At 64.9% G+C, this 19,138-nt stretch carries 24 protein-coding genes; 20 read left to right on the top strand and 4 right to left on the bottom strand.

What is annotated here, in order from left to right:
- Positions 1 to 38: 38 nt before the first annotated feature.
- Both METFAM1_RS0111770 and METFAM1_RS0111765 read right to left on the bottom strand, forming a co-directional pair.
- The gene (locus METFAM1_RS0111770; protein WP_019915466.1) at positions 39 to 575 is read right to left on the bottom strand and encodes a TlpA disulfide reductase family protein; all 537 of its coding nucleotides are present in this window, start codon (positions 573 to 575) and stop codon (positions 39 to 41) included.
- Complete coding sequence (locus METFAM1_RS0111765; RefSeq protein ID WP_024300658.1) at positions 572 to 1,144, bottom strand: hypothetical protein; 573 nt, start codon at positions 1,142 to 1,144, stop codon at positions 572 to 574. Before METFAM1_RS0111765 ends, METFAM1_RS0111770 begins: the two co-directional genes overlap by 4 nt.
- Before the next feature lie 69 nt (positions 1,145 to 1,213).
- Here METFAM1_RS0111765 and mpl point away from each other — a divergent pair, with 69 nt between their 5' ends.
- From mpl to METFAM1_RS0111725, 8 genes are all read left to right on the top strand, one after another.
- Entirely contained in the window at positions 1,214 to 2,563 is a 1,350-nt protein-coding gene (gene mpl, locus METFAM1_RS0111760) for a UDP-N-acetylmuramate:L-alanyl-gamma-D-glutamyl-meso-diaminopimelate ligase (protein WP_019915464.1), read from the top strand.
- 117 nt (positions 2,564 to 2,680) lie between these two features.
- Positions 2,681 to 3,151, top strand: a complete 471-nt coding sequence (locus tag METFAM1_RS0111755; RefSeq protein ID WP_232419747.1) for a DUF2244 domain-containing protein — start codon at positions 2,681 to 2,683, stop codon at positions 3,149 to 3,151.
- 136 nt (positions 3,152 to 3,287) lie between these two features.
- Complete coding sequence (gene coxB, locus METFAM1_RS0111750) at positions 3,288 to 4,343, top strand: cytochrome c oxidase subunit II (RefSeq protein WP_024300657.1); 1,056 nt, start codon at positions 3,288 to 3,290, stop codon at positions 4,341 to 4,343.
- Between the two features lie 48 nt (positions 4,344 to 4,391).
- Positions 4,392 to 5,981 carry a cytochrome c oxidase subunit I gene (gene ctaD / locus METFAM1_RS0111745; RefSeq protein WP_019915461.1) on the top strand — a complete coding sequence of 530 codons (1,590 nt, stop codon included), beginning with the start codon at positions 4,392 to 4,394 and terminating at the stop codon, positions 5,979 to 5,981.
- Between the two features lie 17 nt (positions 5,982 to 5,998).
- The gene (locus METFAM1_RS21215) at positions 5,999 to 6,109 is read left to right on the top strand and encodes a cytochrome oxidase small assembly protein (RefSeq protein WP_019915460.1); all 111 of its coding nucleotides are present in this window, start codon (positions 5,999 to 6,001) and stop codon (positions 6,107 to 6,109) included.
- Complete coding sequence (locus METFAM1_RS0111735) at positions 6,106 to 6,690, top strand: cytochrome c oxidase assembly protein (protein ID WP_019915459.1); 585 nt, start codon at positions 6,106 to 6,108, stop codon at positions 6,688 to 6,690. The genes METFAM1_RS21215 and METFAM1_RS0111735 overlap by 4 nt, the downstream gene beginning before the upstream one ends.
- 1 nt (position 6,691) lies before the next feature.
- Complete coding sequence (locus tag METFAM1_RS0111730) at positions 6,692 to 6,880, top strand: DUF2970 domain-containing protein (protein WP_019915458.1); 189 nt, start codon at positions 6,692 to 6,694, stop codon at positions 6,878 to 6,880.
- Positions 6,881 to 6,905: 25 nt separating this feature from the next.
- Positions 6,906 to 7,772 (top strand): cytochrome c oxidase subunit 3, encoded by an 867-nt coding sequence (locus tag METFAM1_RS0111725; protein WP_019915457.1) that lies wholly within the window; start codon positions 6,906 to 6,908, stop codon positions 7,770 to 7,772.
- Between the two features lie 154 nt (positions 7,773 to 7,926).
- On the opposite strand, the gene METFAM1_RS0111720 is transcribed toward METFAM1_RS0111725, so the two are convergent.
- Positions 7,927 to 8,121 carry a twin transmembrane helix small protein gene (locus tag METFAM1_RS0111720; protein ID WP_019915456.1) on the bottom strand — a complete coding sequence of 65 codons (195 nt, stop codon included), beginning with the start codon at positions 8,119 to 8,121 and terminating at the stop codon, positions 7,927 to 7,929.
- A gap of 54 nt (positions 8,122 to 8,175) precedes the next feature.
- On the opposite strand from METFAM1_RS0111720, the gene METFAM1_RS0111715 reads away from it, so the two are divergent.
- The 5 genes from METFAM1_RS0111715 to METFAM1_RS0111695 are packed head-to-tail and all read left to right on the top strand — an operon-like array spanning position 8,176 to position 11,929.
- Complete coding sequence (locus METFAM1_RS0111715) at positions 8,176 to 8,898, top strand: SURF1 family protein (RefSeq protein WP_019915455.1); 723 nt, start codon at positions 8,176 to 8,178, stop codon at positions 8,896 to 8,898.
- The gene (locus METFAM1_RS0111710; RefSeq protein ID WP_019915454.1) at positions 8,895 to 9,452 is read left to right on the top strand and encodes an SCO family protein; all 558 of its coding nucleotides are present in this window, start codon (positions 8,895 to 8,897) and stop codon (positions 9,450 to 9,452) included. The genes METFAM1_RS0111715 and METFAM1_RS0111710 overlap by 4 nt, the downstream gene beginning before the upstream one ends.
- Complete coding sequence (locus tag METFAM1_RS0111705) at positions 9,452 to 10,468, top strand: COX15/CtaA family protein (RefSeq protein ID WP_019915453.1); 1,017 nt, start codon at positions 9,452 to 9,454, stop codon at positions 10,466 to 10,468. The genes METFAM1_RS0111710 and METFAM1_RS0111705 overlap by 1 nt, the downstream gene beginning before the upstream one ends.
- A complete protein-coding gene (cyoE, locus tag METFAM1_RS0111700; RefSeq protein ID WP_019915452.1) occupies positions 10,449 to 11,348 on the top strand; it encodes a heme o synthase in 900 nt (299 codons plus the stop codon). Before METFAM1_RS0111705 ends, cyoE begins: the two co-directional genes overlap by 20 nt.
- Positions 11,345 to 11,929 carry an SCO family protein gene (locus METFAM1_RS0111695; protein ID WP_019915451.1) on the top strand — a complete coding sequence of 195 codons (585 nt, stop codon included), beginning with the start codon at positions 11,345 to 11,347 and terminating at the stop codon, positions 11,927 to 11,929. Before cyoE ends, METFAM1_RS0111695 begins: the two co-directional genes overlap by 4 nt.
- A 65-nt stretch (positions 11,930 to 11,994) precedes the next feature.
- Here the strand turns inward: METFAM1_RS0111695 and rpoH are convergent, their stop codons facing one another.
- Positions 11,995 to 12,882 carry an RNA polymerase sigma factor RpoH gene (rpoH, locus tag METFAM1_RS0111690; RefSeq protein WP_024300656.1) on the bottom strand — a complete coding sequence of 296 codons (888 nt, stop codon included), beginning with the start codon at positions 12,880 to 12,882 and terminating at the stop codon, positions 11,995 to 11,997.
- 193 nt (positions 12,883 to 13,075) lie between these two features.
- Between rpoH and METFAM1_RS0111685 the strand changes: the two genes are divergently transcribed.
- The 7 genes from METFAM1_RS0111685 to lnt all read left to right on the top strand — a co-directional run bounded on the left by METFAM1_RS0111685 (position 13,076) and on the right by lnt (position 19,101).
- Positions 13,076 to 13,390 (top strand): hypothetical protein, encoded by a 315-nt coding sequence (locus METFAM1_RS0111685; protein WP_019915449.1) that lies wholly within the window; start codon positions 13,076 to 13,078, stop codon positions 13,388 to 13,390.
- Between the two features lie 17 nt (positions 13,391 to 13,407).
- Positions 13,408 to 14,757 carry a tRNA (N6-isopentenyl adenosine(37)-C2)-methylthiotransferase MiaB gene (miaB, locus tag METFAM1_RS0111680; protein ID WP_019915448.1) on the top strand — a complete coding sequence of 450 codons (1,350 nt, stop codon included), beginning with the start codon at positions 13,408 to 13,410 and terminating at the stop codon, positions 14,755 to 14,757.
- On the top strand, positions 14,754 to 15,737 hold the full coding sequence (locus tag METFAM1_RS0111675) for a PhoH family protein (RefSeq protein WP_019915447.1): 984 nt from the start codon (positions 14,754 to 14,756) through the stop codon (positions 15,735 to 15,737). The genes miaB and METFAM1_RS0111675 overlap by 4 nt, the downstream gene beginning before the upstream one ends.
- Positions 15,737 to 16,210, top strand: a complete 474-nt coding sequence (ybeY, locus tag METFAM1_RS0111670) for an rRNA maturation RNase YbeY (protein ID WP_019915445.1) — start codon at positions 15,737 to 15,739, stop codon at positions 16,208 to 16,210. The genes METFAM1_RS0111675 and ybeY overlap by 1 nt, the downstream gene beginning before the upstream one ends.
- A gap of 1 nt (position 16,211) precedes the next feature.
- Complete coding sequence (locus METFAM1_RS0111665) at positions 16,212 to 16,694, top strand: OmpA family protein (protein ID WP_019915443.1); 483 nt, start codon at positions 16,212 to 16,214, stop codon at positions 16,692 to 16,694.
- 92 nt (positions 16,695 to 16,786) lie between these two features.
- Positions 16,787 to 17,644, top strand: a complete 858-nt coding sequence (locus METFAM1_RS0111660) for a CorC family transporter (RefSeq protein WP_019915442.1) — start codon at positions 16,787 to 16,789, stop codon at positions 17,642 to 17,644.
- Positions 17,641 to 19,101, top strand: a complete 1,461-nt coding sequence (gene lnt, locus METFAM1_RS0111655) for an apolipoprotein N-acyltransferase (RefSeq protein WP_019915441.1) — start codon at positions 17,641 to 17,643, stop codon at positions 19,099 to 19,101. Before METFAM1_RS0111660 ends, lnt begins: the two co-directional genes overlap by 4 nt.
- Positions 19,102 to 19,138 lie beyond the last annotated feature (37 nt).

Genomic DNA, 19,138 nt, shown 5'->3' with positions numbered 1-19,138 from the left:
TCGCGTCAGATTGTCCAGCCGGGCCAGGTCCGGGGCGCTCAGCGCAAGCGTGCGAGCAGGATGGCCTCCAGCTCCTCTTCCTTGTAGGTACCCAGCTTGCGCTCGACGATCTTTCCGTCTGGCGAGAAGATGACGGTAAAAGGCATGGCCTGCGCTCCATTGCCCAGATCGGCCGACAACTGGATGGCGTCCGAGCCGCCGATCAGCAGCGGATAGGCGATCTTCTCTTCCTGCAGATAACGGCGCACGTTGTCGGCGTTATCGATGCTGATGCCGACAAACTGCACGCCGCGATCGCGGTACTTCTCGGCCAGGCGGGAAAAGGCCGGCATCTCTTCGCGGCAGGGCGGACACCAGGTGGCCCAGAAATTCACCACCTGCAGCTTTCCGCGCCAGGCGGAGAAGGGCATGGGCTGACCGTTCGCGTCGGCCAGGCTGAGCGCTTCGAGGCGCGCGGCGTCGGTCGTCGCTGCTTCGGTCAGCTGCGGTTGCCGGCTCTGGCCGAACCACACCCCGGCCACACCGGCCGCGACGACCACCGCGGCGATCAGGCCGCGGCGCATCCATGCATTCATTCCGTTTCCTCTTCCTTGTCCAGCAGTGCACGCAGTGACTCGGCGCGCATGCGCTCGCGTCCGCGAGAGCGTTCCAGACCGGCCGGATAGACGGCGAGTTCAACCGGCAGGTCGTCCCAGTCGAACAGCAGCGTGGTTTCCGGACTGTTGCGGTCCGGCCGGCGCGGGTCGCGCGAGTCGAAGTCGACGCCGTTGTTGAGCAGGAAGAGCTCGACCTCCTTGGCGCTGTCGGCGAACACCTGCAGTTCGATCGCGGTGAAGCGTCCGGCCGTGCCGTCGACCACACCGCCGGTCGCATAGGGCTTGAAGCGGTCCAGTTCGACCATCAGCTCCAGCGTGGCGTTACGCAGAGTGCGCAGCTGTTCGGGTTGCTCGTCGGCGAAGTAGATGGCCTGGTAATCGCGTACCGCCTCCTCGATCTCGGCATTGGTGGGCAATTCCTCGTTCGGGCCGACGCCGAGCTGGCGGGCGGCCTTGCGTTTGGCCAGGCCGTAGTCGCGGATGCCTTCTTCCGCGATCAGTCGCGCCGCGGCACTGGCGATCTGGCGTCTGATGTTGCTGGGGCGCATGTCGGGTGCTGCAGGGAAAGGAGGGGCGGGTTGATAGAATCCGCGACCATTCTGTCACATCGACCCACCATGCACATTCACATCCTCGGCATCTGCGGCACCTTCATGGGCGGCATCGCCGCGCTGGCGCGCGAAGCGGGTCACCGCGTCACCGGCTGCGACGCGAACGTCTATCCGCCGATGAGCACGCAGCTCGAACAGCTCGGCATCGAGTTGATCGAGGGCTACGACCCTGCTCAGACAGCGCTGGCGCCGGATGTGTTCGTGGTCGGCAACGCGGTGTCGCGTGGCAACCCGCTGCTCGAGGAAATCCTCGATCGCGGTCTGCCCTATGTGTCCGGACCGCAGTGGCTGGCGGAGAACGTGCTGGCCGGCCGCTGGGTGCTGGCGGTGGCCGGTACGCACGGCAAGACGACGACCACCTCGATGCTGGCCTGGATGCTGGAGGCGGCGGGCCTGAAGCCCGGCTTCCTGATCGGCGGCGTGCCGCAGAACTTCGGCGTGTCGGCACGCCTGGGTGACGCCCCCTTCTTCGTCATCGAGGCCGATGAATACGACACCGCCTTCTGCGACAAGCGGTCGAAGTTCGTGCACTACCGCCCGCGAACCGCGATCCTGAACAACCTGGAATTCGATCACGCCGACATCTTCCCGGATCTGGCGGCGATCGAGACGCAGTTCCACCATCTGGTGCGCACCATGCCGCGGCTCGGCCGCGTCGTCGCGAATGGCGGTGAGGCCGCGCTCAAGCGCGTGCTGGCGCGCGGTGTGTGGAGCGAGGTCGAGTGGTTCAACGATGCCGCCGGCTGGCGCGTCGAGTCGACCGGCGACGCGTTGGCGGTGGTCGGGCCGGCGGGCGAACGCGCGACCGGGCGTCTTGCAATGCCCGGCATGCACAACGCGAACAATGCGTTGGCCGCCATGCTGGCGGCGCGGCATGCCGGTGTGCGGCCGGAGCAGGCGCTGGCGTCGCTCAGTGAATTTGTCGGCATCCGACGCCGGCTCGAGCGCGTCGGCGAGGCCGGTGGCGTCACCGTCTACGATGACTTCGCCCATCATCCGACGGCCATCGACGAAACCCTGCGCGCGCTGCGTTCGGTGGTGGGCGAGGCGCGCATCGTCGCGGTGATCGAGCCGCGCTCCAATACGATGAAGCTCGGTGTCATGAAGGCGCGTCTGCCCGAAGCGCTCGCCGGGGCCGACATGTGCTACTGCCTCGGCGGCCCCGCCCTCGGATGGGATGCGGCCGAGGCGCTGGCGCCGCTGGGCGAACGGGCCAGTGTCGCGTCGTCGGTGGAGGAACTGCTCGATGCGCTCGCCGACGGCGTGAAAGCCGGCGATCACGTGCTGGTGATGAGCAACGGCGGCTTTGGCGGCGTGCATCGCCGCCTGCTTGATCGCCTCGCCAGCAGGGGCTGAAGGCACCCGCTTGGTGCGGGGCAATATTGATAAGGATCAATACCCGTGCTAGCTTATGCCTGTTAAGCGGCCTGCAGAAGCCGTGTCAGGGGGAGATAACACTTCCGGGGCAGTTCAGTGTCCGCAGTGCTCAGCCAATCCAACGAGTTCAGCATCGTTGCACGCCGCAACTGTTCGATGTCGCCGCGTGCGCTTCTGGCCTTCTTCCTGGTCACGGCTGTGTTGTCCCTACTGATCGCGATGGCCTGGGCCATGGCTGGTGTCTGGTGGGTACTCCCGTTCGCGGGCGTCGAAATCGGGGCGCTGGGCATTGCCTTCATCGCTTTCGGCAGACGCGTCGGTGATTTCGAGCGCATCCATCTCGACGAGAGCCGGTTGGTCGTGGAGGTCTGCGAACGGGATCGTGTCTGCAGACATGAGTTTGTGCCCGCATGGGCAAAGGTCGAAACGCGCAGGGTCGGCCTGGGTTCCGAAGTAGTCGTGCGGTGCCGCGACCAGCAGGTCGTGGTGGGGCGGTATCTGGACGAGGGCGGCCGCGAGTTGCTGGTGCGGGAGCTGTCGGCTAGATTGCGGGAAAGACGGTTTTAAGACCGCGGTTTCAGAATCAATCACAACATATATTTGGGGTTGCAATATGGCGCTAACAAGAGGTGGCTCGTCCATCGCCCGCAGGGCGTGGGCCGGGATGGGGTTGTTTCTGCTTGCCGGGCTCGCCCAGGCGGAAATGAAGCTCAATCTGCAGGAGCCGATCACCGAACTGGGTCAGAAGGTGTATGACCTCCACCTGCTGATGACCATCGTCTGTGGCGTCATTTTCGTGGCAGTCTTCGGCGTGATGTTCTGGTCGGTGTTCGTGCACCGCAAGTCCGCCGGCCACAAGGCTGCAACCTTCCACGAAAGCACCACGGTCGAAATCCTGTGGACCATCGTTCCGGTCTTCATCCTGCTCGGCATGGCTTGGCCGGCGACCAAGACCATCCTGGCGATGCGTGACACCAGCAACCCCGATATCACGATCAAGGCCACCGGCTATCAGTGGAAGTGGGGCTACGACTACCTGAAGGGCGACGGTGAAGGCATCAGCTTCACCAGCAACCTGTCGACGCCGCAGCCGCAGATCCGCAACGAAGCGGCCAAGGGCACCGACTACCTGCTCGAAGTTGACAACGAGCTGGTTGTGCCGGTCGGCAAGAAGGTGCGCATCCTGACCACCGCGAACGACGTGATCCACGCATGGTGGGTGCCGGCACTGGCGGTCAAGCAGGACGCGATTCCCGGTTTCATCCGTGACACCTGGTTCCGTGCCGAGAAGACCGGCACCTTCCGCGGTCAGTGCGCAGAACTGTGCGGCAAGGACCATGGCTACATGCCCATCGTCGTCAAGGTCGTGACCGAAGACGAATACGCGGCCTGGGTCGAAAAGAAGAAGACCGAACTGGCCGCTGCTGCTGATGATCCGAACAAGATGTACACCGTCGAGGAACTGACCCCGCGTGGTGCCAAGGTGTTCGCCGCCAACTGTGCCGCCTGTCACCAGGCCAATGGCCAGGGTCTGCCGCCGGCCTTCCCCGCGCTCGACGGCTCGAAGGTGGTGCTCGGCTCGCAGGACGCGCAGATCCATCTCGTGATGAACGGCAAGTCGGGTACCGCGATGGCTGCGTTCAAGCACCTGAGCGATACCGATCTGGCTGCAGTGCTGACCTACACGCGCAACAGCTGGAGCAATGCGACGGGCGAGGTCATCCAACCGTCGGACATCAAGATGGCCCGCGAAGAGTAAGCGGCTCTCTGAACGTTCAGTCACTTTCTAGATTTCCAGGAGATACACATGGCTGCGATTCCGGGCGGTGCCGACCACTCGCACGATCACTCGCATGATCACCACCCCAGCGGACTGATGCGCTGGGTGACCACCACCAATCACAAGGACATCGGCTCGATGTACCTGTGGTTCTCGTTCGCAATGTTCATCGTCGGCGGCATCATGGCGCTGGTGATCCGTGCCGAACTGTTCCAGCCGGGCCTGCAGGTGGTCGATCCCGACCGCTTCAACCAGATGACGACGCTGCACGGTCTCATCATGGTGTTCGGCGCCATCATGCCGGCCTTCGTCGGCTTCGCGAACTGGATGATCCCGCTGATGATCGGCGCATCCGACATGGCGTTCGCGCGCATGAACAACTGGTCCTTCTGGCTGCTGCCGCCGGCCGCCATCCTGCTGACGACCTCGCTGCTGGTGCCGGGCGGTGCCGCCGCGTCGGGCTGGACGCTGTATCCGCCGCTGACCATCCAGATGGGCATCGGCATGGACATGGCGATCTTCGCGGTCCACATCCTCGGCATCTCCTCGATCATGGGCTCGATCAACATCGTCACCACGATCCTGAACATGCGCGCGCCGGGCATGACGCTGATGAAGATGCCGCTGTTCTGCTGGACCTGGCTGATCACCGCCTACCTGGTCATCGCCGTGATGCCGGTTCTGGCTGGCGCGGTCACCATGATCCTGACCGACCGTCACTTCGGCACCAGCTTCTTCAACGCTGCCGGTGGTGGTGACCCGGTGCTGTACCAGCACATCTTCTGGTTCTTCGGTCACCCCGAGGTGTACATCATCGCGATCCCGGCCTTCGGCGTCGTGTCGCAGGTGATTCCCGCCTTCTCGCGCAAGCCGCTGTTCGGCTACGCCTCGATGGTGTACGCGACCTCGTCGATCGCCATCCTGTCCTTCATCGTGTGGGCGCACCATATGTATACGGTGGGCATGCCGGTGGCCGGCCAGCTGTACTTCATGTTCGCCACCATGCTGATCGCCATCCCGACCGGCGTGAAGGTGTTCAACTGGGTGGCCACGATGTGGCGCGGCTCGCTGAGCTTCGAAACCCCGATGCTGTTCTCGATCGGCTTCCTCTTCCTCTTCACGCTGGGCGGTTTCTCTGGCCTGGTGCTGTCGATGACCGCGGTGGACGTGCAACTGCACGACAGCTACTACGTCGTCGCTCACTTCCACTACGTGATGGTGGCGGGTGCGCTGTTCTCGGCCTACGCCGGCGCCTACTACTGGCTGCCGAAGTGGACCGGCCACATGTACGACGAGAAGCTGGGCAAGCTGCATTTCTGGCTGTCGCTGATCTTCTTCAACATGACCTTCTTCGTGCAGCACTTCCTGGGCCTGGCCGGCATGCCGCGCCGTATCCCGGACTACTCGCTGCAGTTCGCCGAGTTCAACATGATCTCGTCCATCGGTGCCTTCGGTTTCGGCCTGTCGCAGCTGGTGTTCCTGGTTGTCGTGCTGAAGTGCCTGAAGGGTGGCGAGAAGGCTTCGGCCAAGCCGTGGGACGGTGCTGAAGGTCTCGAGTGGACGGTGCCGTCGCCGGCGCCGCACCACACCTTCGAAACCCCGCCGGTCTTCAAGTGAGTACTGGCGTGACCGAGATGGATGAAGCACTCCGCCGCCGCAACGTCCGTACGGCGTTGTGGCTGGCGGCCACCGCGGCGGCGGTGTTCGTGCTGTTTGTCGTGCGTTACGGGATGTCGGGTCAATGACCGAGCAAACCCGGGTTGCGGCCGGTTCCGAGCGCCGCAACCGTTCGACGCTGATACGCCTGGTGGTGTCGGCTTTCCTGATGTTCGGCTTCGGCTACGCGCTGGTGCCGTTCTACGAAAAGCTGTGCCAGGTGCTCGACGTCAACAACCTGAACAAGCAGGACAACACGCTGCCGCTGAATACCCAGATCGATCGTTCGCGTAACGTGACGGTCGAGTTCGATGCGAACCTGCACAAGCTGCCGTGGAATTTCAAACCGGTGACCGGCTCACTCGTGGTTCACCCGGGTGAGGTGGTGACGGTGGAGTACGAAGTTTCGAACACGCGCGAGAACGCGGTGACGGGACAGGCGATTCCGAGTTACACGCCGTCGGCGGCGATGCAGTACTTCCAGAAGCTCGACTGTTTCTGTTTCAAGCAGCAGACGCTGGCAGCCGGGGAAACGCGACGCATGCCGATCGCCTTCCTCGTGTCGCCGGATCTGCCGAAGGACATCAACACGATCACGCTCTCCTACACCTTCTTCGAGGTGCCGGGGGCGACTGCAGCGACGACGCAGGACGGTCGCACGGGAGGCTGATATGGCCGGGTTCGTGAAGGGTGTGGTGACAGTGCTTTCGGCCTTCGTCGGCATACGCCGCAAGGGCGATCACGACGCAGCGGTGTCATCGCTGACGCCGTTGCAAGTTATCATCACGGGCGTTGTGGCTGCAGCGCTGTTCGTGATTGCAGTGATCTTGGGTGTAAGAATTCTGATAAGCATCGCTTGAGAGAAACCGGGAAGGAAAAACATAAATGAGCTCGCATACGCCACAACAGGCCCCCTACTATTACGTACCGGCGCCATCGACCTACCCGATCACGGGCTCGATCGCGCTGTTCCTGTTTGCACTGGGTTCGGTGCTGACGATGAACAAGATCACCGGCGGCGGCTTCGTGCTGGGCGCCGGCGTGCTGGTCCTGTTCTACATGATGTATTCCTGGTTCGGCAAAGTTGCGCACGAATCCGAAGGCGGCCTGTACAGCAAGCGCGTGGGGGTTTCCTTCCGCTGGGCGATGGGCTGGTTCATCTTCTCTGAAGTGATGTTCTTCGCCGCCTTCTTCGGCGCGCTGTTCTACGCCCGCGTGCTCGCCGTGCCCGATCTGGCCAGCCTCGAACATCAGGCACTCCTGTGGCCGGAAGCCACGGCCATGTGGCCGAATGCAGGCCCCGGCTATGACGGCGGCCCGTTCACGCCTATGGGTGCCTGGGGCATCCCGGCGATCAACACGCTGCTGCTGCTGACCTCCGGCGTCACGCTGACCTGGGCGCACCACGGCCTGCTGCACAACAACCGCGGCCAGCTCAAGCTGGGTCTGTTCCTGACCATCGCGCTCGGCGTCGTGTTCCTCGGCTTCCAGGCCTACGAATACATGCACGCCTACTCGGACCTGAACGTCAAGATGACCACCGGCGTGTTCGGTTCGGTGTTCTACATGCTGACCGGCTTCCACGGCTTCCACGTGACGGTTGGTGCAACGATGCTTATCGTGATACTGTGCCGCGTCTTCGCCGGGCATTTCAGCCCGGAAAACCACTTCGGCTTCGAAGCGGTCGCGTGGTACTGGCACTTTGTCGACGTCGTCTGGCTGCTGCTGTTCGTCGTCGTGTACTGGATTTGATGTAAAGACGGGATCTGCGAGGAGGAGAGTGGGCCGGTAAGCAAAAAGAGCCCTTATAAAATAAACGCTCGGCGCCGCACATCGTGCGGCGCTTTTTTTCGTGGGTAGGGAGCGTTGGGGCGGGTGTTTCCCGGCGGCGTGGTCCCGCCAGTGTTCAGAGCTTGCCGGTGATGAAGCCGAAGCGGTAGCCGAGCATCAGGAAGATGAAAAGCGCCATCGACAGACCGACGCGGATGGCCAGCGAGCGCAGCATGCGGCTCGAATTGCCGCTGTCGCGAAACAGGAAGAACAGCGCTGAACCGAGGCTGGCGATCACGGTCAGCAGCATGAATATCACGAGATAACGCATCAGGAAGAATCCTTAGTCCGGGCGATCAGTGTACCCGCCGGACGTCCGACAGCAATGTTCCAGTTCCATTTAGCCCGCCGCCGTTTCTGCATTCGCCTGTGGCCGGCGCTGGCCTGCCTGCTGGTGATCGGTGTCACGCTGTCGGCAGCGCGCTGGCAGACCGCTCGCGCGCACTACAAGCAAGCACTGACGGACGCCTACGCCGCGCAGCAGCGGCAGCCGGCGCTCGACCTGGACCAGTGGAGTGATCAGGCGCCGCCCGAGTTCGCGCGGGCAACAGTGTCCGGTACGTGGCGCAGCGAGGTGCTGATCTACGCCGACAACCAGGTCCGCGACGGACAGGCCGGCTTCCTGGTGCACATGCCGCTGTGTCAGACCGCGCAGCGCTGTGTGCTTGTTGCGCGCGGTTGGGTCCGTCACGGCGGGCGGCGAGACGTGTTGCCGCCGGTTGCATCGCCGGCCGGGCTGCAACGCATCGAAGGTGTCGTCACGCGCGCGCAGCCGCGCTTCGTCGAACTGTCGGGCGATGCGGTGCAGGGCGCCGTCTGGCAGAACGTCACGGTCGACCGCGTGGCGAAGACGACCGGCCTGCAGCTCGCGCCCTTCATTCTCGTGCAGACCGGTGATGCCGCCGACGGCTTGAGGCGCGACGACGTGAAGCCGGAGTTCGGCGTCGAGAAACACTGGATGTACGCCGCGCAGTGGTACGCGTTTGCGCTGGTCACGCTGGTATTCGGGCTGTACGCAGCCATGCAGAAAGAGGGAGAGAAGTCTTGAAAGGCAAGAAGGTCCTGATCGTGCTGGCGGCGATATGCGTGTTGCCGCTGCTCGCGTCCTACGCCATGTATTTCCTGTGGCGCCCCGACAGCACGGTGAACTACGGTCAACTGCTGTCGCCCCGGCCCTTGCCGGCCGAAGCGCTGACGACGGTCGATGGCAAACCTTTCGACTTTGCTTCCATCAAGGGGCGCTGGACCCTGGTGCTGGCCGATAGCGGCGCCTGCGACGCGAAGTGCGAGGAACTGCTCTATTACATCCGCCAGGTGCGCAAGGCGCAGGGCGAGCACCAGGAACGCATCGAGCGCGTCTGGCTGCTGACCGACGGTACGCAGCCCAAGGCGGAACTGCTGACCGCGATCGAAGGCATGCACGTGGTCAAGGCGGCTGGCAGCGCGACGCTGGGCGCGTTCGCGACCGATGCGACGCATCCGCGCGCCATTCATCTGGTCGACCCGCTGGGGCAGGTGATGATGCGTTATCCGGATGACCCGGATCCGAAGAAGATGATCAAGGATTTCCAACGTTTGATGAAGTACTCGAGGCTGGGCTGATGAAAACCTACCGCACGCTGTTGCTTGCCACGATTGCAATGACTTTCGCGCTGATCGTCCTCGGCGCCTACGTAAGACTGTCCGATGCCGGCCTCGGCTGTCCGGACTGGCCGGGCTGTTACGGCCACGTCACGGTGATTCATGCGTCCGAGCACATTACCGCGGCACAGGAAGCGAACCCCGAAGGCCCGGTCACCTTCGCCAAGGCGTGGAAGGAAATGATCCACCGCTACTTCGCGGGCATCGTCGGCCTGTTCATCCTGGCGATCGCGGCACTCGCCTGGCGTCACCGTCGTGAAGCGGGCGCGTCGCCGGTGCTGGCGACGGTGCTGGTCGGCGTGCTGTTCCTGCAGGCGATGTTCGGCAAGTGGACGGTGACCATGCTGCTGAAGCCGGCCATCGTGACCGGTCACCTGATCGGCGGCCTGACCGTGTTGACGCTACTGGTCTGGCTTTACGCGTGCACGCGCGGGCCGGCGGCACCGACCGTGTCGCCGGCGACGCGCGCGCTGGCAGTCGTCGCCTTTGTCGTGCTGGCGATGCAGATATCGCTCGGCGGCTGGGTCAGCACCAACTACGCGGCGCTCGCCTGTACCGACCTGCCGACCTGCCACGGCGAGTGGGTGCCGCAGATGGATATCCGCAACGGTTTCCACATCGTGCGCGAGCTGGGGCAGAGCGCCGACGGCGAAACGCTGACCATGGATGCGCTGACCGCCATCCACTGGATGCATCGCGTCGGTGCCATCGTTGCTGCACTGGTGATCGGTGCGCTGGGCTTCGCGCTGCGCGCTGCCGGCCACCGCCCGTTCGGCACGGCACTGCTGGGTGTGCTTGCGCTGCAGATCATGCTGGGCCTGGCCAACGTGTGGTTCAGCCTGCCGCTGCCGCTGGCCGCCGCGCACAACGGTGGCGCTGCAGCATTGGTGATCCTCATGGTGCTGATAAACTACCGCGTCCGCGCCACGGCGCAGCAACGCGTTTCCGGAGTCCTAAATGAAAGCCCTGCGGCTTGATATCCAGCCCTTCTCGCTGAGGCTCGCGAATTACCTGCAGCTGACCAAGCCCCGCGTCGTGTCGCTGATCGTGTTCTGTGCGGTCATCGGCATGTTCCTGGCCGTACCGGCCGGACTGCCTGATTTCGGCATCGTTGCGGCGGCGACCATCGGTATCGCGCTGGTCGCTGGTGCGGCGGCTGCGGTGAACTGCCTGGTCGAGCAAAAGATCGACGCGGTGATGGCGCGCACCCGTGCCCGCCCGCTGCCGCGTGGCGAGGTGAATTCGCTGGAAACGCTGGCTTTCTCGGGCGTGGTCGGCGGCGCCGGTCTGTCCATGCTGTACCACTGGGTGAATCCGCTCACCATGTGGCTGACGCTGGGCACCTTCATCGGCTACGCCATCATCTACACCGTTTTCCTGAAGCCGGCGACGCCGCAGAACATCGTGATCGGCGGCGCCTCCGGCGCGATGCCGCCGGTGCTGGGCTGGGCCGCGGTGACCGGCGAGGTGTCGGCCGACGCACTGCTGCTGTTCCTGATCATCTTCGCCTGGACGCCGCCGCACTTCTGGGCACTGGCGCTGTATCGCACGCAGGAGTATGCCAAGGCGGGTCTGCCGATGTTGCCGGTGACGCACGGTGCCGAATACACGCGGCTGCAGGTGTTCCTGTACACCCTCATCCTGTTCGCGGTGACCATGCTGCCCTTTGCTTCGCGCATGAGCGGCTGGATCTACCTGGTATCGGCGATCGTCCTGTCGGGCATGTTCATCGTCTATGCCTGGCGTCTGATGCGTAATTACTCCGACGAGCTGGCGAAGAAAACCTTCCGCTTCTCGCTGTGGCACCTGTCGCTGCTGTTCGCCGCCCTGCTGGTCGACCACTACATCCCGTTATGAAACGCCGTCTTTTCCTGGCAGTCCTGCTGTCAGCAGGACTGGTCGGCTGCGCGCCGTCCGGTCCGACCTTCCACAGCGTGGACATCACCGGCGCCGACTACGGCAAGGGCTTCGCGCTGACCGATCACACCGGTGCGGCGCGTACGCTGGCCGACTACAAGGGCAAGGCGGTCACGCTGTTCTTCGGCTTCACGCACTGCCCGGACGTCTGCCCGACCAGCCTCGCAACGATGAAGCAGGCGCTGGCCCTGCTCGGGCCGGACGCTGCCAAGGTGCAGGTGCTGTTCGTCACGCTGGACCCGGAACGTGATTCGACCGAACTGCTGGCCGCCTATGTGCCGAAGTTCGATGCGTCCTTCGTCGGCCTGCGCGGCGACGCGGCGGCCACGGCCGCGGTCGCGAAGGAATACAAGATCTTCTACCAGAAGGTGCCGGGCACTACGCCGGACAGCTACACGCTGGATCACTCGGCCGGCACCTATGTGCATGACACTCAAGGGCGTCTGCGACTGTTCATCCGGCACGGCGAAACGCCGCAGAAGATCGCCGACGACCTGAAGGCGCTGCTGGCCCAGGGTTGATCCCCGGTGCCGATGCCAACAAAAAAGCGACCCGCGGGTCGCTTTTTTGTTGCGCCGGGTGAAGATCAGGCGGCCATGCCCAGCATCTTCTGCATCGACGCCTTCATCTTCTGCATCGCCTTGGCTTCGATCTGGCGGATGCGCTCGGCCGACACACCGTACTCGGCGGCCAGTTCATGCAGGGTGGCGGCTTCGCCGTCCTGCACCAGCCAGCGGCGCTGCACGATGGTGCGGCTGCGGTCGTCGAGCGAAGCCAGTGCCGAATGCAGACCTTCTTCCTGCAGGCGCACGTCCTGCGCGGCCTCCAGCACTTCCAGCGGCTCGGCAGCCGAGTCGGCCAGCCAGTGGATGGGCGCCAGACGAGCGCTGTCGCGATCGTCGTCCTCGCTATTGCCTTCGAGCGCGACGTCCTGACCGGTCAGACGGGTTTCCATCTCGACCACTTCTTCCGGCTTCACACCCAGCGTCTTCGCCACTTCCTGCACTTCGGCCGGGTTCAGCGTGTTGCTGCTGCTCTTGAGGCTGCGCAGGTTGAAGAAGAGCTTGCGCTGCGCCTTGGTCGTGGCGACCTTGACCAGGCGCCAGTTGCGCAGGATGTATTCGTGGATTTCCGCCTTGATCCAGTGGATGGCGAAGGACACCAGACGCACGCCGCGGTCCGGGTCGAAGCGCTTCACCGCCTTCATCAGGCCGATATTGCCTTCCTGGATCAGATCGGCGTGCGGCAGGCCGTAGCCGAGATAGCCGCGGGCGATCGCCACCACCAGACGCAGGTGCGACATGACCAGCGCGCGCGCGGCTTCGAGGTCTTCGTCGTCGCGGAAACGGCGGGCAAGTGACTGTTCCTGCTCTTCGCTGAGCAGGGGTACGCGGTTGGCGGCCTGGATATAGCTGTCGATATTGCCCAGCGCGCCGGGCATCGACAGATTCGGAACCATCAGAGCATGGGTCATGATTCATTCCTCCCTTGGGAAGCAAGATTAGCACTCCCCGCGTTTGAGTGCTAACAACTGCGACCGTTCATTGCGTTGCAACATGTAAGCCGAGCGGAGCGCCCCTCCCGCGGTGCGTTCGCGCTGGTTTGGGTTCGCCGGTAGCGCACGCTACAATCCGTGCATTCCCGACCGCTTTCTCGCCCCGGCTCCGATGCGCCTGCCTTCCGCCCTGTGTGCCGTCCTGCTCTGCCTGCCGCTGCTCGCTGCGGCGCAGCTGCGCGCGATTCCGCCGGATGCGATCAAGGCGAAGATGAAGCCGCCGGTCGATGGCATGGTCGAAGTCGGCAAGTACACCTTCAGGCTGGCGCCCGGCGCCCAGATCCGTTCGACCGACAACCGCATCCTGCTGCCGGTGATGATAGGCAGCGAGCTGGTGGTCCGTTACAAGCTCGACAATAACGGCGACCTGTATCGCGTCTGGGTGTTGTCGCCCGAAGAGATCGACCTGCCGGCACCCAAACAGTAATTTCTCCGTCCCCTTCGATGACCCGCAAGATTTACATCAAGACCTTCGGCTGCCAGATGAACGAGTACGACTCGGACAAGATGGCCGATGTGCTCGGCGACGCCGAAGGTCTGGAAAAGACCGACCGCCCGGAAGACGCCGATGTGATCCTGTTCAACACCTGCTCGGTGCGCGAGAAGGCGCAGGAGAAGGTGTTCCACGACCTCGGCCGGGTGAAGCACCTGAAGCGCGACAACCCCAACCTGATCATCGGCGTTGGCGGTTGCGTCGCCAGCCAGGAGGGCGCGGCCATCGTCGAGCGCGCGCCCTACGTCGATCTGGTGTTCGGCCCGCAGACGCTGCACCGCCTGCCTGACCTCATTTCGAAGCGCCGCGCCAGCGGCCGGCCGCAGGTGGACATCAGCTTCCCGGAAATCGAGAAGTTCGACCACATGCCGCCAGCGCGGGTCGAAGGCGCGACCGCATTCGTGTCCATCATGGAAGGCTGTTCCAAGTACTGCACCTTCTGCGTCGTGCCCTACACGCGCGGCGAGGAAGTGTCGCGGCCGCTGGACGACATCCTGACCGAGATCGCCACGCTGGTCGGCCAGGGCGTGAAGGAAGTGACCTTGCTCGGCCAGAACGTCAATGCCTGGCGAGCGCCGATCAGCCGCGGCTCGGACGACATCGGCGACTTCGCCTTCCTGCTCGAATGCGTGCATGAAGTGCCGGGCATCGAGCGCATCCGCTACACCACCTCGCACCCGCGCGAAATGACGCAGCGCCTGTTCGACGCCTACGCGAAGCTGCCCAGGCTGGTGTCGCAACTGCATCTGCCGGTGCAGTCGGGTTCCGACCGCGTACTGGCGGCGATGAAGCGCGGCTACACCGCGCTCGAATACAAGGCGGTCGTGCGCAAGCTGCGCGCGGCGCGGCCCGACCTGTCGCTGACCTCGGATTTCATCGTCGGCTTCCCTGGCGAAACCGAGGACGATTTCGAAAAGACGATGAAGCTGATCGACGACGTCGGCTTCGACGGCAGCTTCAGCTTCGTCTATAGCGCACGCCCGGGCACACCGGCCGCCGATCTGGCCGACGACACGCCGCAGGACGTCAAGCTGGCGCGGCTGGCGCGGCTGCAGAAACGCATCGACGAACAGGCGCAGGCGGTCAGTCAGAGCATGGTCGGCAGCGTGCAGCGCATCCTGGTCGAAGGGCACGCGCGCAAGGACGCCGCCGAACTGGCCGGTCGCACCGACAACAACCGCGTCGTCAATTTCCCCGGCCCGGCGCGGCTGATCAATCAGTTCATCGACGTACGCATCACCAGCGCGTTGCCACACAGCCTGCGCGGCGAAGTGGTCATCCGCGAGGCGGTCAGCGCTTGAAGACGCGACCGCTCGAACTGGTGCTGGAGCCGCTCGACAACGCGCGGCTGGCCAACCTCTGTGGTGTGCTCGACGAAAACCTGCGCCAGCTCGAAACGGCTTACGACGTCGAGATCGCCCGCCGCGGCGAGCGCTTCCGCGTCAGCGGCGAACCGGGCCAGTCGCAACGCGCGGCCGCGGCGCTGCGCCACTTCTACGCGGCGGCCACCGAGCACCTGAGCATAGACGCGATACAGCTCGGCCTGATCGAACTGTCGAATCGCATCGCCGCCGAGCCGGCAGCGCCTGTGCTGATGACGCGCAAGAGCAATCTGCACGGCCGCACGCCCCGCCAGACGCAGTATCTGCGGCAGATACAGGAACACGACATCACCTTCGGCATCGGCCCGGCCGGTACCGGCAAGACCTATCTGGCGGTGGCCAGCGCGGTCGATGCGCTGGAGCGTGAAACCGTCGCGCGCATCGTGCTGACCCGGCCGGCGGTCGAGGCCGGCGAGCGGCTCGGCTTCCTGCCGGGCGATCTGGCGCAGAAGGTCGATCCCTACCTGCGCCCGCTGTACGACGCGCTGTACGACCTGATGGGTTTCGAGCGCGTCGCCCGCGCCTTCGAGCGACAGGTGATCGAGATCGCGCCGCTCGCCTACATGCGCGGGCGCACGCTGAACAACGCCTTCATCATCCTCGACGAGGCGCAGAACACGACGCCGGAACAGATGAAGATGTTCCTCACCCGCATGGGCATCGGCTCGAAGGCGGTCATCACCGGCGACCTGACCCAGGTCGATCTGCCGCGTGGGCACAAGAGCGGTCTGGCCGAGGCGCGCAAGATACTGGCCGACGTACGCGGCATCGCGATGACCGATTTCCTCGCCGAAGACGTGGTGCGCCACCCGCTGGTGGCGCGCATCGTGTCGGCCTACGAACGGTTCGAGGCGCAACGCGAAGCCGAGGAGGCAATGCGCAAGGGGCCGCGCGGCTGATGCGGCTCAATCTGTCGGTGCAGTACGCCTGCGCGCGTGAGGCCTGCCCGCAGCGCGAGGACGTGAAGCGCTGGGTGCGCGCCGCGCTCGACCCGGACGTGGTCGCGCGTGCCGACATCACGGTGCGCTTCGTCGATGCGGAAGAGGGGCAGGCGCTGAATCTCGAATACCGTGGCCGCGACTACGCGACCAATGTGCTGTCGTTTCCGTACGAGCAGGGTGCACACCTCGCCGGCGATCTGGTGGTATGCCAGCCGGTGCTGGCGCGCGAGGCGGTGGAGCAGGGCAAGGCCTTCGCCGACCACGCCGCTCACCTGATCGTGCACGGCACGCTGCACCTGCAGGGCTGGGATCACGAAACGTCGGACGACGATGCCGACGCGATGGAAGCGGAGGAGCGCGTCGTCCTGCAGGGACTTGGCGTGGCCGATCCCTATTCGGACGACTACTCGATTCAATCAACGGAGGTTTGAAATGTCGGATCAGGACGACGACAGCAATGTCGGTTTGAGAGTGGTGGCCATCATCGTGATCGCGGTCGTTGCCGCGGTGGTCGGCTTTGCCGTGTCGCTGGCGGGCAAGCCGGCTGCCGATGCCACCGTGGTCGAGGTGGTGGAGGTGATCGAGGCGCCCGAGCCGGTGGGCGAGGCGCTGGCGCGCATCTATTTCGCCGTCGGCAGTGCCGAGCCCGGCGCCGACCTGGCCGATGCGGTGGCGCGGGCGCAGGCTGCGCTGAGCGCGACGCCGGACGCCATCGTGCTGCTGTCCGGCTTCCACGACCCGTCGGGCGATGCCGCCCAGAACGCCGAACTGGCCAAGGCGCGGGCGCTGGCGGTGCGCGATGCGCTGGTCGCCGCAGGTGTCGCCGAAGCCGGAATCAAGCTGCGCAAGCCGGAAGTCACCGCCGCCGACGGCCCGCCGGAAGAGGCGCGACGGGTCGAGCTGCGCGTCCAGTAAGGCCGTGACATCCGGGAAATTCCGGATGCCTGACTCGAAACCGACACGCTGGCCGGGTTACACTGCCGGCGTGTTCGTCTCCCGCGTCCCGCATGGACAGTAGTTCCTCACCTTCGCAGCGCCCCGGTTTTCTCGAGCGGCTGTCGCATCTGCTGATGCGCGAGCCGGAAGACAGAGAACAACTGCTGGTGCTGCTGCACTCCGCCTTCGAACGCAATCTGCTGGACGCCGACGCCCTCTCCATCATCGAAGGCGCGCTCCAGGTGTCCGACATGCCGGTGCGCGAAGTAATGATTCCGCGCGCGCAGATGGACGTGATCGACATCGACGATCCGCTCGACAAGATCGTGCAGACCGCGCTGCGCACCGCGCACTCGCGTTTCCCGGTGATCGGCGAGAACCGCGACGACGTGATCGGCATCCTGCTCGCCAAGGATCTGCTGCGTCTGCTGTCTGGCGATGACGACAGTCTGCGCGACATGCTGCGGCCAGCGGTATTCATCCCCGAATCAAAGCGCCTGAACGTGCTGCTGCGCGAGTTCCGCGCCAGCCGCAACCACATGGCCATCGTGGTTGACGAGTACGGCGGCGTCGCCGGCCTCGTCACCATCGAGGACGTGCTCGAACAGATCGTCGGAGATATCGAGGACGAGTACGACTTCGACGAGTCGGCCGACAACATCCGGGTCGACCAGACTGGTCGTTACCGGGTCAAGGCCGGCACCGAGATCGAGGACTTCAACGAGGTGTTCGGCACCGCCTTCGACGACGATGCCTACGACACCGTGGGCGGGCTGGTCATCCATCAGATCGGCCGCCTGCCCAAGCGCGGCGAGGTGGTGCAGATCGACGCGCTGCGCTTCACCGTGCTGCGCGCCGACAGTCGCCGCGTGCACACGCTGATGGTCGATCGCATCGCACCTCCGGCCGCACCGTCCGCCGTCGAATGAAGTCGGTCGTCCGACTGGCCGCTGCTACTGCGGCCGGTGCGCTGGCGGTCGGCGGTTTTGCGCCCTTCGGCGTATTTGCGCTGCCGGTCGTCGCGCTGGCCACGCTGCTCTGGCTGGTCGACACGCTTTCTGTCCGCGCCGCCGCGCTCACCGGCTTTGCTTTCGGCATGGGCTGGTTCCTCGCTGGCGTGTCCTGGGTCAATGTCAGCCTGAGCCAGTTCGGCGGCATGCCCTTGCCGCTGTCGCTGCTGGCCACCGTGCTGTTCTGCGCCTATCTGTCGCTGTTTCCCGCGGCCGTTTGCGCCGCCATGCGCACGCTGCGTCCGTCGGTCGCGCTGGCGCCCTGGCTGTTCGCCGCGCTGTGGGTGTCGTCGGAGTGGTTGCGCGGCACGCTGTTCACAGGTTTTCCCTGGCTGGCCAGCGGCTACGCGCACGCGACGCCAAGTCCGCTGGCCGGCTATGTGCCGCTGCTCGGCGTGCACGGGGCCGGCTTCGTCGCCGCGCTGATGTCCGGCGTGCTCGCGCTGTTCGTGCTGCGTCGCATCGCGCTGCGCCCGGTGCTGCTGTCGCTGGCGGCGTTGCTGGTGGTCGGCGGCCTGCTCGGCAGCGTGCGCTGGACCGAAGCCACTGGCCGCCCGCTGACCGTCAGTCTGCTGCAGGGGAATATCGAACAGAGCATGAAGTGGGTGCCGGAGCGCTTACCGGACTCAATGCAGACCTATCTCGATCTCGCGCGCGCCTGGCCGGCCGATCTGGTGGTGCTGCCGGAAACGGCCATCCCCTTGCCCTACGCTGAAATCGATCCGGCCTGGCTGGCGGCCGTGCGTGCCACCGGCCGCGACGTGCTGATGGGTGCGGTCACGCTGGGCGAGGTCGATGGACGCGCGCGCTATTTCAACAGCGCGGTCGCCGTGGGTGCGGACGACGTGCGCTACAGCAAGTCGCACCTGGTGCCTTTCGGCGAGTTCACGCCACCGCTGTTCGCATGGACGCTGCAACTGCTGTCCATTCCAATGTCCGACTTCGGCCGTGGCGCAAAAGTGCAGCCGCCGCTGGCGCTGGCCGGCGAGCAGGTGGCGGTGAACATCTGCTACGAGGACGTGTTCGGCGAGGAACTGATCGCCGCCGCGCGCGACGCGACGCTGCTGGTCAATGTGTCGAACACCGCCTGGTTCGGTGATTCGTGGGCGCAGCCGCAGCACCTGCAGATCGCGCAGGTCCGCGCGCTCGAACTCGGACGCCCGATGCTGCGCGCGACCAACACCGGCATGACCGCGGCGATAACACCCGACGGTCGGGTCGTCGCAGCGCTGCCGCCCTTCACCCGCGCGGCCCTGCGTGTCGAGCTGCAGGGCTATCAGGGCCTCACCCCCTTCATGCGCTGGGGCAATGTGCCAGTGTTGCTCGTGGCGCTTGCCGTCATCATCGTTGCCGCGGTGCAGCGCAAAAGAGGCTGAGCCGGTAAAATCCCGCCTTTCCCTCACGGTCTGGCTC

This window comes from Methyloversatilis discipulorum (genome assembly GCF_000527135.1).
GTDB classification, from domain to species: Bacteria; Pseudomonadota; Gammaproteobacteria; order Burkholderiales; family Rhodocyclaceae; genus Methyloversatilis; species Methyloversatilis discipulorum.
The sequence above is the reverse complement of the archived record's forward strand: the minus strand, read 5'-3'. Positions and strand labels throughout refer to the sequence as shown.